The organism is Bacillus sp. SJ-10 (assembly GCF_002843505.1).
Lineage (GTDB): Bacteria > Bacillota > Bacilli > Bacillales > Bacillaceae > Bacillus > Bacillus velezensis.
This window is the reverse complement of sequence record NZ_CP025258.1, coordinates 750,187-764,105: the sequence shown is the minus strand read 5'-3', so window position 1 is coordinate 764,105 and position 13,919 is coordinate 750,187. Positions and strand designations below refer to the sequence as shown.

Here is a 13,919-nt window from a genome sequence, read left to right as displayed (position 1 = left end):
ATACAGGGGTAGTCATATGAGTGAACTTGTTTTTTTAAAAAAAGATTTTAATACAGAACAAATCCTCGCCTTAAAGGAAACTCAATTAGATAACAAACCGGTTGTATACATTCTTTATAACGAAAAAAAGAAACCGACTGCATATATTGGGCAGACTGTACAGGCCACACGACGATTGAAAAATCATTTGAGAGACAAGAAGCGAAAAAGTTTAACGCAGACCATTTTCATTGGTCATGAGAGATTTCACCAGTCCGCATCCTACAATATTGAGACAAATCTTATTAATTACTTTATTGCTGAAAATCACTATCAATTGCAAAACGTTAGTCAAACTAGATCGAGAGAAATGCATCATTATTATCAAAAGAATTTTTATAACGAACAGCTTTTTGAGGAGATATGGGATCAGCTTCGGAAAGAGAACATTGTCAGTGACACTCTTGAAAACCTCAGAAATAAAGACATTTACAAACTATCTCCGTATAAAGAGCTCTCTCCCCAGCAGGTAGAGATCAAAAATGAAATTCTTGATTTTTGCAAGGTGCATATTGACAAACCAGGTAACCATGTCATTTCTATAGAAGGAGATGCCGGAACAGGGAAAAGTGTCTTACTGAGCTCGCTGTTTAACACGATTCAGGATTTATCTAAAGATGAAAGTTCACATTTAAAAAACAAGAACAATTACTTACTTGTGAACCATGGTGAAATGCTGAAGACGTATAAAAGCATCGCAAACAGCTTACCAAATCTAAAGAAAAAAAACTTAATGAAACCGACCTCCTTTATAAATCAAATGTCAAAAGCAGGGGAAACAGCTGATATTGTATTAGTAGATGAGGCTCATCTGCTTTTAACGAAAGAGGATAGATACAATAACTTCCACTACCAAAATCAGTTAGAGGAAATCATCAAACGCAGTAGAATCACTATTGTCATCTTCGATCCTAAGCAAGTGTTAAAAATTAAAAGCTATTGGAATGAAAGATTGCTTGAAGAGATCACCAATCATTATCATGCAAAAACCGTAAAGCTCACGGAGCAAATGAGAATGAATGCAAATCCAGACACACTAAAGTGGATTAACCACTTTGTCTCAAAACAATTGCTCCCTCTGCCGCAAGAAAATAAGGATACCTTCCAGCTCAAAATCTTTGAAGACCAGGCCGATTTTAAAGCTGCAATTGAGAAAAAGAATAATGAGGTAGGTCTATCACGTATTGTCTCGACCTTTGATTATATTCATAAAAAAGATGGTGCTACTTATATGGTTGATGAGGAAGGCATTAACATGCCATGGAATTCTACAAATGACAAATGGACTTGGGCAGAACATGCAGATTCAATTAAAGAGGTCGGTTCCATCTATACTGTTCAAGGCTTTGATCTAAATTATGTTGGCGTCATTCTAGGGCCTTCAGTCAGCTATGATAAGGAAAAGGATGAACTTTTCATTGACACCTCAAAATATAAAGATACAGGCGCATTCACCTCACGAGATGACATGTCTGTTGATAAAATCAGGAGAATAAAGGAAGAAATTATTCTAAACTCTATCAACGTCCTCATGAAACGAGGCATCAACGGTCTTTACATATACGCAACGGATATTAAATTAAGAAATAGATTGCTAGAGTTAAAAAGGAGCAGAAAAAAATGAGCGAAATCAAAAACTTAATTAACACGATTAATGAATTTAGAGACGCACGCAACTGGAGACGATACCACAACCCAAAGGATCTTGCCATCTCCATTTCAATTGAAGCAGCTGAGCTGTTAGAAGACTTCCAATGGAAAAGCAGCGAAGAAGCACTCAAAGCAAACGAGGAAAACATTCGTGAAGAAATTGCCGATGTTCTTATCTATTCGCTGATGCTTTGTTCAGATCTTAATATGGATGTGAAGGAGATTATTGAGGAGAAGGTTGTGAAGAATGGTCGGAAGTATCCGGTTCAAGGGTAATTATATTTCTTACAATAATTAAAGCAATCCTCACTCCTCCAAAAATAAAAGTGCATGACCATATATTTTTGGAGTGACTATAGATCGATTCTTCTAAAAATATTGCAGCTCGGCTTACTGCTGAGGGACAGAAATTAATCATAGATACTGAGTTTAAAATGTGCTTTGGATTTACTAATGTAAATTATTAAACTTAGGATTTTATACAGGCATATTCTAATATGCCTGTTTACTACTTTAAGAAAGAAGTAACCTCATTCACTTATGATAAGGCTCACCGTGTAATTTAAGAGGCAAAAATTAAGCATTGGTAAACTGATTTTACCAATGCTCTTTCATCTTAGTGATTATTTAAAATCAACATTAATTACGTCCATTTGAATTGTTTAACGCCTGCATTCTCCAACATTTGATAAATGTCATTTATCTTAGACCTTTCTTGTCCGTAGAAGCGGTTTTCACAAAAGGTAAAGATCATTCGAGTTTTTGCTCTAGACATTGCAACGAAAAATGTAAATGTTTCATCTTCTGGGGAATCCTCATAATTCCAAAAAGCTCTATCTTCTAGTCCCAATAAAATCACAGATTCAAACTCAAGACCTTTGCTTTTATGAATAGACATAATTGGAATTGAATAGATTCCCAAAAAATCCTCTATTGCTTTATTCCAAACTTTATGCTTTTCATATGAATAAAAAAGAAATTCAGATGTAAGTTTTACTTTTCTTTCTAAATAATTTCCTTTTCTATACTCAGGGTAGCTACTTTTAATTATATCTAACCCTATCAAAGTTAAAATTTCGTATAGCAATTGCTCTACTACTTTTTCTGTCACTTTCATTGTCTCATCTTTAAGAATCTTTTTAAAGTCAACTATAAAACTATTAATTTCTTTTTCTACTTGATAAGATTCTGTTTCATTATCGCCACGTAAACTTAAAACATTCGATATTAAACTGGACCAAGCTTTAGGGTCACGATCTGTTGTGGCTAAAGAAAATACATCGATTATATATTTCATAAAATTTTCCGCTAGTAAATCTTGCCATTGATCCTCTATCCTAGAGTGTATTCCTAAATTTCTTAATTCATCTATAAGCATGTCACAATACATATCTGCCCGTTGCCTAACTAAAATACCTATATCTCTTCGTTCAAGTTTTTCTTGATCAATCCACGTTTTGATTTCTAATGCCAGTGTTTTTGCTTCTTCAGAAGCATAGGTGAAGTTCCATATTTTGCATATTCCCTCATCCTTATTCTTCCATTTGTCAGATGGTATTACTACTGTTGAACCACCCATCATATCATTTATTATAGATGTTTGAATTCGGACTAAATTAGGAGCAGACCTATGATTTAGAACCATCTCAAATTCTTTAGCATTAAAGTCTTCCTTAAATTGTGTAAATACTCCCTCCATAGCACCTGCCCAACCCATAATCTTTTGTTTAAGATCACCCACAGCGGTCACTGAAACATTTGAATCCATAAAAATTGTTCTAACTAAGTCGTACTGGATTAAAGTCGTGTCCTGAAATTCATCTAAAAAAACATGACTATATGTAGCTCTGATTGCTCTTAAAATCTTGGGATTTGACCTAAATAAGTATTCAACAATTCTTGAAATCATTGGGAAGGTTAATCTTGAATTTTCTTTTTCGTTAATATAGGTTTTCCAAAGTTGAAACCTATACCAAGATTCCACTGAATTTATTCTGTCCATATGTAATGGTAATCTTTCAACTGCATATGTCTTGGCAAAAAGCTCATAATCAAAGTAGTAATTCCACCCATTTTCTTCACTAGGTTCTTCTGCTTCTTCTCTGAGAATAGGTACATCCCTTTTATTAAAATTTACTATTTCATATTCCAATGATGGTCTATAAAATTCAGGAATAGCTAAACGAAACCTATCCATTATTTGCTTAGCAAATGAATCAAATGTTAAGGATACAAACCTATTTGCAAATTCTTTTCCTGATCGTTTTTCAACACGTTCTTTTAAATTCTTAGCTGCATCTCTCTTGAAACTTATAGCTAGTATTCTAGCAGGATATGCGCTTGTATTTGTTTCTAACAAATAACATGCTTTCTGAGCCAACAATTCCGTTTTTCCTGCTCCGGGACCAGATAACACATAGGCGTTTTTCTCATACTTTACCACTTCTTGCGCAGCTCTCTCTAAAACAACTCCGTCTTTTGGAATCCAAGATTCTTTTTTTACATAGTTACTCAGATAAATCACCATCAATAAATGATTTTATTCCCTTCGTTAATTTTTTAAGAGGAATTGGTAATTTTCCATTTAATAATTTCGTATCTATATTTTCTAATGCCATAATATGAGTGCCGGGTTTACCTCTGCCTAAGAAAAAGTAATCATACCAAATCATTAATTCTTTCTGTTCGTCCGAATAGGTAATTCCTGAACCGCCCTCAGTTTTTAAGGTTGCTCTTACCCCTTTTTCTAAACGGTCCATATATTCAATAGAATCCTTCTCTTTATCTACACCTTTTGGACCACCATTTTTTGGAACTGTCTTTTTATATGCATCTAGGAAACTTTCAATCATCATGAAATCAATATCTAATGGAGCCGAATAGTAAACTCCATAGTCTTCTAAAAACTCAACCCATGAATAGAGATTTTCTCTTTCATCTTCCTTTTCTATAGACCATGTATGCATACGAGAGAATTCGTCATCGCTTAGTACTCCATTTTGTACAGAAAGTAACTCACGCTTATCGTAGCCTAATTGGATCAACTGCTGTAATGCATATTTAATTCGACCCCATCCTCCACCATTTCGTTCTAAATCTAAATCCAATAGAGTTAGATAAGGGATATTCAACTGATGTAGTAATTTCCAAAAATGATTTACGTGTCTTCCACCCAATGGGACGATCGAAATATTGCTTTGATCTAAATCGGTATCTAGAAGGTTAATTATCTTTGGAAGTATAATCTCTTCACTATCCCCTTCTCCTAAAACAACAAATTGTGAAAAATAAAGTTCTGGATATGCCATAATAGCAGCTTTTATATATTTATATTCCTCTTCCTTATCTTTTTCAGGAAGTATTATTGAATTTACGATAGTTCTTATTTCTTTTTGATCGATTCTAAAATGAAGAATTGATTTTGGATCAACTCTTTTTATCATCGAGGGTGAGTGGGTAGCAACTAAAACTTGTGCATTATCATTTTCAGAAACGTCAGTTAAGGCCTTCATTATTCGACCAAGTAAGTGCGGAGAAATATGATTTTCTGGCTCTTCAACGGCTAGCAACGTCAACACTGGTGGTTGAAGATTATACACTTTTTTATCTTCCTCAGCGTCATCTTGTAATGCCTCATTCTCAATTTCTAAAAAAGAATTTACTAGAGTTAAGTAAAAAATTGATCGTAGCCCATCACCTAATTGATCCACCTTATATTTGCTTCCTGTTTCAGTTGGTTCAAAGTAAACTTCTACCTTTTTTAGAATTGAGTCTAAATCTGCATGGTTGAAAGCAACCATAGTTGAGCCGTAGCGAAAATCATTATGGTATTTTCTCCATTGACTATTAAGTATTTCTCTTAACCGTTTAACACCATTTACTTCATCAAAAATCCCATCAACTTGCTTCATTTTTTCTTGTATGTCACTGTTAATTTCTTTAGGCCAGTTAATCCCTTTTAAAATCCTCCCTAAGATTGTTCCTGATGCATTTTTTAATTGTACGGCCGGGTCTCTTGTTGCAGGTATATATATCATTTGAACTTGGGAACGCTCACTAGCTTTAACCGGCTGTAAATCTTCATCTTCTGCTTTTGTTCCTAATGGAGATAAGACATAATATAATCCTTGCTCAATATTTCCTTCTAAAGTATATCCTTCTGATAACTCAGCTTTTAGCCTTATACGTACATAAGGACTTCCATCAACTTCACCTGCAACCATATGATTAAAGTGCGGGGGGATAGTAGTCCTTACCTTCTCAGCATCATTTTCAAGTTCATTAAAATCAATTATAGCCTCTATAGAAAGTGAAGACTCATCATAATCTAATGGATTTTCATTAGCAGGTATATGGAAATCTGACCTTTCTATTAATCTATCTCTTTGATAAGGACTAAAAAGTTTTAATAGAGCTTGGATTGCAGAAGTTTTACCACTACTGTTTGCTCCAATTAGAACTGATAATTCTTCTAATTCTATTTCAGTATTAGTTGGTCCAAAGGATCGAAAGTTATTAATTATTAATTTCGTTATTTTCAAATCAAATTAACTCCCTTTTTATAATCATTTATAAAAAACACTCCATTAACCAATCTTGTACGATTAACTTCTAATCGCTTTTGTCACCAAAAGCTCGATATCCCATCAAATTAAGATCAATAATTAAAACTAACCCTATTTACAAGTTTTATTTTTGGCTTAAATGGAACAAAGATCTCTTCATACATATACTATTTAATAATCATGTAAAACCTCACTACTTTTAAGGTATATATTTCCGGTCTGTGCTGCATGCCTTCTCTTTCTTATAATTAAAGATACAAAATCTATTTGATTTTCCAGTACAGCCATAAGATCGGTGCCATCCATTAACAGTATGGTACTACGACTTACGGAATGTATTCTAACAGCATCTTCGGAAAATCCATTTATAGATAGGAATAAACCTAAAGTATTATCAAGTTTTCTATTAATCTTTCCAGCAAAACTATCTAAATCTGAGGCATCTGATAATTGATTCCTCCACTTGGCTTCAAACAAATAATCAGTACCTTCTAGAGAAAAAGCTCCATCAATTTGTTCCCCAGTATTTCTAAATGAAGCTTTAGGATCTAAATCAAATAGTTCAAATAGGTCGTATAGAACCTTCTCAAGTTCAAAACCTCTCTTTTGATAATCTCGAGAAGTAACAAGTCTAAAATAATTTGTCTTGATTTCATCTAGTTTACTCAATACAGCTTGACTTGATCTGATTTTTTTTAGGTTTTCAAGTCTTTTTCTTTTAATTTCTTCTTCTTCTTTAATTCTCTGTGTTTGATCTTCTATTACCCTTTTAAGGTCAGCAACAGCTTGCTTTGCTCTCTCTGCCTTTCTTTTTCCATCTTCAAGTTGTTCAAGGTGACGAAAACTATCCATCTTGATCACTTCGTGTATTAGTCTTCTGATATCACCTAAGTACTTTTCCTGATCACTACATAGTTCATCAATAATATCCGAGACAATTTGTCTTTTATATCCGTTCCAGTCTGAACGATTAATAATAGTAGGATCATTTATACAATTACTTAAAAAGCTCCTTAAATTACTTTTATACCAGTATATACTGCATAGTGCCTCTTTTAATAATTCAATTACGACAGCTGAAAACTTCTTCCTCATTGCAAAAACCTCCATCAAAATATCCTTCAAATGTAAGGCATCCCATAAAATTCTCTTCACATAACCTTTACAATAAATGACTGACATCCGCTCTTATAAACAATATTCATCTTTTATTCTACTACTTCTTGTACTACCCAGCCCTTATTTTGGTATATTATATCATCAACTTCATATAATGTTACCTTATACCTCTGACCGCAATGTCTTATAAACATCTTCCACTACTGAAATATATGCATAGACAGTTTTAAAGTACGAATCGTCAGCTCCAATTAGCTTTTGGTAGGCTTCTGAATTCTTAGTTTACTCATCCATTACTCGATCAAGGAATATATCTTTAAACAAGCTATTTCGATCATTTCTTGGCTATTGTTTTTAGCCATGTTTTTACTTTTTTGCATCTACTTCTTGAGTTAATGCCTTGTGTTATGTTTCCACAATTACTCGATCTTGTGGTGAAAAATCATCTGGGAATCGCTCGTTAATTCGATGAATAATCTATTCTAAACGCATCACGCCCATCCACTGGTTTTACGTTTGCATTAAATTCTTCGGGATGTTTTAATTCGCCACCCTTTTCATTTTCAGCAACAAGCCATGATTTCGCCTTCAAAATCCTTTTGTAGCTTATAGTATTCAAGCTTCACTTTTTCTGTAATATAAACTTTCTCACGTTTTTCTTTCGGGATAAATTTCAATAGATAGCTCGTATAAATATTTTCTTCTAATAATTCCATATCAAATGTACGATCTAGCTGCGCGACATAGTTATACCATTTACCGAAGTTACGCAGTGTTACTCTAAATTCATATTGTGTATCTTCTACTATGTCATCATCATTATAAAGAGCAAATTTACGTAATTTGCTTTGCGTATCGTAAATTAAATTAAGATTCACTTTCTCTTTTAGCGTTGTTGCTTCGAAAAAAAGTTTGGAACACGTCTAATATTTCTTCCTCAGTATTAACAAAATCTAAGATAAATGTATCTTTCTTTCCCTGCATAGTTCTATTTAATCGAGAAAGTGTCTGTACTGCCTTAACTCCATGTAATTTTTTATCGACAAACATTGTATGAAGTAGCGGCTCATCAAAACCAGTTTGGTATTTCCCTGCTACTATCAATAAATTAAAATCATCCCCATGGAATGTTTCTTTTAATTGAATCTCTTTAACCCGCTCACCATTTTTTGTGACGTTCATACTCGGCACTGTGTATTCTTTATCGTCATCAGTAACTGTATAGCCTTTCTCTTTAATGAATTCCTTCATATACCGAACAGCATGAAGACGGGATGGGGTAACGATCATTGCTTTTGCGCTGCCACCAATAGCCTTTTTGGTTACTGCTCTAAACTGTTCAATCATAACTTCGTTTTTTTTCTTAATATCCAAGGATGAAATGATTGATAACATGCAAAGGAATGGTTCATTCCATTACAATTACACATTAAAAGATGGGACGAAACGAAAACATCGTTATTACGTCTGTTGCGATTTTCATAATAGAGGATCTGCTGCTTGTAAAGCTAGTTCCGTTAAAACACACGAAGCAGAGGATGCTGTTATCCAATAAATTGTACAATTTAGTTCTAATATGAAGAAGCTATCTAAACACTTACAGATATTAGTTCTAGTTCTGCTCATACGATAAGTCAGCTTAATAAAGAACTTGAAGAAGCTGAAAAAAAGTTAAAGGAAATTGAAAAATAACAGGAAAAGTATATGGAGGCCTTTGAGAAAAATATTCTTCCTTTAGATATTTTGCAAGAAAGATTACAAATGGTTTCTAATGAAAAGAGAGAGTTAGAACAAACAAAAAATGAGATTATAATTCAATTAGGTTCTGTCGATTCAAAATTAATCGAACCAGAGTTAATCGAGAAACCACTAAAAAAATGCCTATTGATTTATAAGAAGACACTCAGAGAAAATTGAAAGCAATTGCTACAATTGTTAATTGATGATATTTCAATTAAACAAATAGATATATCCAGAACCATAAGGACATAGAATTGGAATTCGATTTTACCGAACTACACATATGTAAAACTTTTACCTTAATTCACTTGTTATATCGGGAAACGGATAATGAACACACGTTTTCAATACCCGCTTCCGATAAAGAATTACCACCTTACCTACAACAATTTTTGCCTCTATTTATGATAAGGCTCCCCACGGTTAATCCGAAAAGCCCGATAAATCTGCTCTACTAAAATCAACCTCATCAGCTGATGAGGAAACGTCATTTTCGAGAAAGACAACTTTTCATCCGCCCGCTTCATCACGGCGTCGCTTAGGCCGAGTGAGCCGCCGATGACGAAGGTGATTTTGCTTTTTCCATATGTCGCCAGCTTATCTATTGTATCGGCCAGTTCTTCGGATGTTTTCATTTTTCCTTCGATGGCGAGGGCGATGACGTGGGTGTCCGGGCTGATTTTGGCCAGGATGCGTTCGCCTTCTTTGTCTTTGACGATTTTCATGTCTTGGTCGCTCAGGTTTTCCGGGGCTTTTTCGTCCGGGAGTTCAATGATGTCGATTTTTGCGTAGGCTGAGAGTCGTTTTTTGTATTCTTCAATGCCTTGCTTGAGGTATTTTTCTTTTAGTTTTCCGATGGTCACAATATTGATATTCACAGGTCATCCCCACTTTAGAAACAAGTTATTCATATATATTGTCCACAATTGTGGATATCTTTTCTGTATTTTGTGTAAGATCATTCGTTCCCTACTAGATATGTTGCAGTGTCCCCACATAATTCACAGGCTGTGGATAAACTGTTAGTATGTTCGATTTTTCTGATTTCGGGCGGAAGCTCATGATCATCTATGTACATGTCCAGCACGGTTTCGATATGTTCTTCACAAGAATAATAAGCGGTTTTCATAGTTACGTCCTCCGGTTTTCTTTTGCGCGCGGCAATTGTTCTCTTTTCAATATAACCTATTTATACACATGTTAGTAGTGCTTCGGGCTGAGTTTTATCCACAATTCGGCAAATCACGCGCAAAAAGAGCCGGTGTTTTCAGCATCCGGCTCTTTACGTGTTTTCTCTTTTTTCTAAGCGAAGGACGAACAGAATTCCTAATAGACACGCCAGCAGCGTACAGCATACATCAATCCCGTCCGGCTTTCCGTCATTTAAAAACGCGGCAAGCTTTTTCTTCATCGGCTCCCTCCTAAATTCCTCTATCTCTATGTTCGATCGGCTTTTTTCTTGTTATATAGCCTTATCATGGGGGTCACAACGATATATACAATCATAATCAATGCCCCGTTACTCACATCAGGGTATCCAATCAACATATTCATTATGACAAAAACAATGGTTATACAAATGACGGACAACAATAAGAAGAGACTGAATGATTTCAAATGAACACCTTCTTTCTTGCAGTAACATTTCATTATAAAAAGCTTACCAAAAGCGGCAAGCTCTTCCGAAATGTTTATACTCTTCAAAACCTCCCCATCACCTGCACATCATACAGCTTGAGATGGCTTTTCGGTGTGACGATGTTTTTTAAATTTGGGATGGTCAGGTCGTTCAGCTTTTTGCCCGTTTTCAGGTCGAAGGATTCGATTTTGGCGGGCTTTTTGTAGCTGTATGTGAACAGATACAGCTTTCCGTTTTGATGGGTCAGCTCCTTGAAGTCGGCTTTCATTCGGGATGCGGGGAGCGTGAAGGCCTTTTTGCTTTTTCCGGTCTCAGGGTTGATGCGGTAGACGGTTCCGAAGCCGTCAACGAAATAGAAGCTGCGCTGCTCCATGAAAAAGCTTTTTTTGAAGCTGAACGGCATGGAGTCATAGATCGTCTGTTCGTCATTTTTATAAGCGGCGATGTCATACGTTTTGATGGCGCCGCTATTTCTCATAACTTTCACCATTTGATAGATGTGATCGGCTTTTTCCCCTCTGGTGACAAAGCAGACGGCGCTGTCGTCCGCGGCGAGCTGGGATTCGACAGACGTGCCTTCTTTATACGGCCATGTCGCGATTGATGTTGTATGGAGCTTTTCTTTATCGGCCTGAATGTCTTGGACGTGATAGCCTTTTTCGTCATCTGTCGGCGTGAGTGCGAAAAGATGATCTTTAAAAAAGCCTGAAGCGCGGATATAGTGCGGGATGACGTCTTGCTTCCACTTGCCGTCAATCTGGCGGTACAGCTCTGAGCGATAGCTGCCGCCGCTCTTGTCGTAGCCCGAATTATACAGCGTGTAAAAGCCTTTCGCCCGCTCGATATATCCCGCGCTGTCTCCCGTATGCTGGTACGCTCTTTTATACGTGTGAAGGCCGTGCTGAACGGTGTAGATTCCTTTTTTGTCCTCCAGCAGCACGCTTTCGTCATGCACTTTGGCCGATCCGAGCTCAAGCCCCTTCATGTGATAAGAAGAAAGCCGTCCTTTTTCATCGGCGAAGAGGGCGTAGCTTTTTCCGCCGCCGAACGTGTCTTGGTCAGCTGCAGTGGAGAAATACAGCAGCGCCTCTTTATCTTTCAGAAAATCAGGGTCATTTAATGTGTCTCTCGCAACCTCCGCAGGATCTTCCGTGCGAAAATAGAAGAAGCATAAGACCGCTGCGGCGGCGATGATCACTAAGGGTATCCAGATGATTTTTTTCACGTTGTTCTCCTTAGTGAATGGTCAGAATCGTGGTTGTGTACGACGAGCTTGTGATGTCGCGCGGGTATACGCCTAAGCCGCCGTTAGAGTCGATATCAATCCCGGCTTTTAAGAGGAATGCCGACCACAGCAGTTTTGAGCAGTTTTTGGCGCCATCATGGCCCGTATTTCTGTTATTGACGAAGTTGAAGGAGTACTCATCACCCACTCTTGATACGGCCCAGTCAGCGGCGGCTTGTTTTTGGGCATCAGTGACTTTCACGGTCTGAACGATTGAATTGTCTTCGACTTCTCTGCCGTTATAAGCAATCTGGCGGACGCCGTCTCCCGGCACGGATTCGACAATTTTATCAGCGGATGAATACATGCCGACATGCCCGTGGTTGTAATAAGCCGTGTATGAGTTCGTGTAATAAATATTGCCTTTTGTGCTTTTCGGAAGTTTTTTGGTTCCTGACGATCCGCCCATCGCAGAGATCCCTTCTTTGGAAGCGATTACATTCCCTTGCACCTTGTCTGCCGTGATTTCTTGATGAAACTGCTTGAGAATTGCTTCTGTTGAAACGTGCTTCTGTTTGGCAAGCTCTTTGGCGGATTGGAGAACGTCTTGCGGGGTCGTGCCCTGCTGAAGGTCTGCGATTTCTTTTGCGTAGCGGGCTGCTTCTGTTTCTTTCGCTTTTACATTCAAACCGGAGAACGACAGAACCATGGTGAATGACAGGGCAAACGGGAGAACGGCTTTGAACAGCTTTTTACACATTGACTTCGCCTCTTTTCTTTGAGTATAATTTTTCCACATTTTCATTATATGACGAAATTGTGATAAAAAAATATACAATTTACAGATTTTTAAAAATTTTATAACAATATGTAAATCATATGCATAAATCATTTTCAAATATCAGGAAATCCGGTTATCATACAAGAAAGGGGGAGGACATATGAAGGACAGAACGATCGGTTCGATGCGGGTTTCCGCAATGGGGTTAGGGTGCATGGGCATGTCGGAATACTATGGCAGCCAGAGTGAGGAAGAGTCGATTTCCACACTGCATCATGCCGTTCATCTCGGCGTGAATGTGTTTGATACGGCTGATCAATATGGATTGGGTGCGAATGAAGAACTTGTCGGCAGAGCGCTCGCCCCATTCAGAAAGGAGCTGTGCCTCGCGACGAAATTCGGTTATGTCCGAAGCGAAAAGGGTGAGTTTATCGAAATTAACGGACGGCCCGATTATGTGAAAAAAGCGTGTGACGCCAGTCTGAAACGCCTTGGGACGGATTATATCGACCTATATTATCTGCACCGGGTTGATCCGCGGGTGCCGATTGAAGAAACCGTCGGCGCCATGAAGGAGCTGATAGACGAAGGAAAGGTGAGGTATATCGGATTGTCAGAGGCTTCCGCAGAAACGATCAGTCGCGCCGTCCGCATTCATCCGATTGCCGCGCTTCAATCGGAATATTCTTTATGGAGCAGGGAAGCGGAGGAGCATGTGCTGCCCGCCTGCCGTGAGCTCGGCATCTCATTTGTGCCTTACAGTCCGCTCGGCAGAGGTTTTCTTTCCGGAAAGATGACGTCGACCGAGCAGCTGGATGCCGATGATTACAGAAGAAGAACGCCGAGATTCCAGGGAGACAATTTGGCGGTGAATATAGGGCTCGTCCAAAAACTTACCGCCATTGCCCGGGAAATGAATATCACCGCGCCTCAGCTTGCGCTCGCATGGGTTCTTGCAAACGGCGATGACCTCATTCCGATTCCGGGTACAAAAAAGAAACACTACTTGGAAGAAAACCTCGCCGCTCTCGACATTGTGCTTCCCGAGGATGTGAAGGCACGATTGGATGAGATGTTTCCGATCGGCACGGCGGCCGGCGAGCGTTATCCGGAACACATGATGACATTGTTAGATGAATAACAAAAGAGGCCCATCGTGCG

14 protein-coding genes are annotated in these 13,919 nt (G+C 37.7%); 4 read left to right on the top strand and 10 right to left on the bottom strand.

Going from position 1 to position 13,919, the window contains the following annotated elements; genetic code table 11:
- The first annotated feature begins 16 nt into the window (after positions 1 to 16).
- Together CXL14_RS03970 and CXL14_RS03965 are read left to right on the top strand one after the other, a co-directional pair.
- A complete protein-coding gene (locus CXL14_RS03970; RefSeq protein ID WP_032868085.1) occupies positions 17 to 1,663 on the top strand; it encodes a DUF2075 domain-containing protein in 1,647 nt (548 codons plus the stop codon).
- Entirely contained in the window at positions 1,660 to 1,965 is a 306-nt protein-coding gene (locus CXL14_RS03965) for a nucleotide pyrophosphohydrolase (protein WP_032868087.1), read from the top strand. Before CXL14_RS03970 ends, CXL14_RS03965 begins: the two co-directional genes overlap by 4 nt.
- A gap of 367 nt (positions 1,966 to 2,332) precedes the next feature.
- Here CXL14_RS03965 and CXL14_RS03960 read toward each other — a convergent pair whose 3' ends face one another.
- From CXL14_RS03960 to CXL14_RS20365, 5 genes are all read right to left on the bottom strand, one after another.
- Positions 2,333 to 4,216, bottom strand: coding sequence for a UvrD-helicase domain-containing protein (locus CXL14_RS03960; protein WP_101287679.1), 1,884 nt, complete (start codon positions 4,214 to 4,216; stop codon positions 2,333 to 2,335).
- Positions 4,197 to 6,230 (bottom strand): AAA family ATPase, encoded by a 2,034-nt coding sequence (locus tag CXL14_RS03955; RefSeq protein WP_101287678.1) that lies wholly within the window; start codon positions 6,228 to 6,230, stop codon positions 4,197 to 4,199. The genes CXL14_RS03960 and CXL14_RS03955 overlap by 20 nt, the downstream gene beginning before the upstream one ends.
- Before the next feature lie 195 nt (positions 6,231 to 6,425).
- Positions 6,426 to 7,379, bottom strand: a complete 954-nt coding sequence (locus tag CXL14_RS03950; RefSeq protein ID WP_225917429.1) for a hypothetical protein — start codon at positions 7,377 to 7,379, stop codon at positions 6,426 to 6,428.
- Between the two features lie 557 nt (positions 7,380 to 7,936).
- Complete coding sequence (locus CXL14_RS20370) at positions 7,937 to 8,251, bottom strand: hypothetical protein (RefSeq protein ID WP_232789955.1); 315 nt, start codon at positions 8,249 to 8,251, stop codon at positions 7,937 to 7,939.
- Complete coding sequence (locus tag CXL14_RS20365; protein ID WP_232789954.1) at positions 8,241 to 8,768, bottom strand: type I restriction enzyme subunit R domain-containing protein; 528 nt, start codon at positions 8,766 to 8,768, stop codon at positions 8,241 to 8,243. The genes CXL14_RS20370 and CXL14_RS20365 overlap by 11 nt, the downstream gene beginning before the upstream one ends.
- 309 nt (positions 8,769 to 9,077) lie before the next feature.
- Here CXL14_RS20365 and CXL14_RS03940 point away from each other — a divergent pair, with 309 nt between their 5' ends.
- Positions 9,078 to 9,290: a hypothetical protein gene (locus CXL14_RS03940; protein WP_050594981.1), complete on the top strand. Its 213-nt coding sequence runs from the start codon at positions 9,078 to 9,080 to the stop codon at positions 9,288 to 9,290.
- A 221-nt stretch (positions 9,291 to 9,511) separates the two neighbouring features.
- Here CXL14_RS03940 and rlmH read toward each other — a convergent pair whose 3' ends face one another.
- From rlmH to CXL14_RS03915, 5 genes are all read right to left on the bottom strand, one after another.
- The gene (gene rlmH, locus CXL14_RS03935) at positions 9,512 to 9,991 is read right to left on the bottom strand and encodes a 23S rRNA (pseudouridine(1915)-N(3))-methyltransferase RlmH (protein WP_007407874.1); all 480 of its coding nucleotides are present in this window, start codon (positions 9,989 to 9,991) and stop codon (positions 9,512 to 9,514) included.
- Positions 9,992 to 10,071: 80 nt separating this feature from the next.
- Positions 10,072 to 10,242 (bottom strand): CxxH/CxxC protein, encoded by a 171-nt coding sequence (locus CXL14_RS03930; RefSeq protein WP_004393147.1) that lies wholly within the window; start codon positions 10,240 to 10,242, stop codon positions 10,072 to 10,074.
- 153 nt (positions 10,243 to 10,395) lie between these two features.
- Positions 10,396 to 10,524, bottom strand: coding sequence for a hypothetical protein (locus CXL14_RS20505; RefSeq protein ID WP_254926342.1), 129 nt, complete (start codon positions 10,522 to 10,524; stop codon positions 10,396 to 10,398).
- 289 nt (positions 10,525 to 10,813) lie between these two features.
- Entirely contained in the window at positions 10,814 to 11,977 is a 1,164-nt protein-coding gene (locus CXL14_RS03920; protein ID WP_101287676.1) for a hypothetical protein, read from the bottom strand.
- Positions 11,978 to 11,987: 10 nt separating this feature from the next.
- Positions 11,988 to 12,737, bottom strand: coding sequence for a YiiX/YebB-like N1pC/P60 family cysteine hydrolase (locus CXL14_RS03915; protein WP_101287933.1), 750 nt, complete (start codon positions 12,735 to 12,737; stop codon positions 11,988 to 11,990).
- A gap of 181 nt (positions 12,738 to 12,918) precedes the next feature.
- Here CXL14_RS03915 and CXL14_RS03910 point away from each other — a divergent pair, with 181 nt between their 5' ends.
- Positions 12,919 to 13,899 carry an aldo/keto reductase gene (locus CXL14_RS03910; RefSeq protein WP_101287674.1) on the top strand — a complete coding sequence of 327 codons (981 nt, stop codon included), beginning with the start codon at positions 12,919 to 12,921 and terminating at the stop codon, positions 13,897 to 13,899.
- Positions 13,900 to 13,919 lie beyond the last annotated feature (20 nt).

Coding starts and splice junctions, on each gene's coding strand:
- CXL14_RS03970 (WP_032868085.1), top strand. CDS start 17: ATGAGTGAACTTGTTTTTTTAAAAAAAGATTTTAATACAGAACAAATC.
- CXL14_RS03965 (WP_032868087.1), top strand. CDS start 1,660: ATGAGCGAAATCAAAAACTTAATTAACACGATTAATGAATTTAGAGAC.
- CXL14_RS03960 (WP_101287679.1), bottom strand. CDS start 4,216: ATGGTGATTTATCTGAGTAACTATGTAAAAAAAGAATCTTGGATTCCA.
- CXL14_RS20365 (WP_232789954.1), bottom strand. CDS start 8,768: ATGTTATCAATCATTTCATCCTTGGATATTAAGAAAAAAAACGAAGTT.
- CXL14_RS03940 (WP_050594981.1), top strand. CDS start 9,078: ATGGAGGCCTTTGAGAAAAATATTCTTCCTTTAGATATTTTGCAAGAA.
- CXL14_RS03930 (WP_004393147.1), bottom strand. CDS start 10,242: ATGAAAACCGCTTATTATTCTTGTGAAGAACATATCGAAACCGTGCTG.
- CXL14_RS20505 (WP_254926342.1), bottom strand. CDS start 10,524: ATGAAGAAAAAGCTTGCCGCGTTTTTAAATGACGGAAAGCCGGACGGG.
- CXL14_RS03915 (WP_101287933.1), bottom strand. CDS start 12,737: ATGTGTAAAAAGCTGTTCAAAGCCGTTCTCCCGTTTGCCCTGTCATTC.
- CXL14_RS03910 (WP_101287674.1), top strand. CDS start 12,919: ATGAAGGACAGAACGATCGGTTCGATGCGGGTTTCCGCAATGGGGTTA.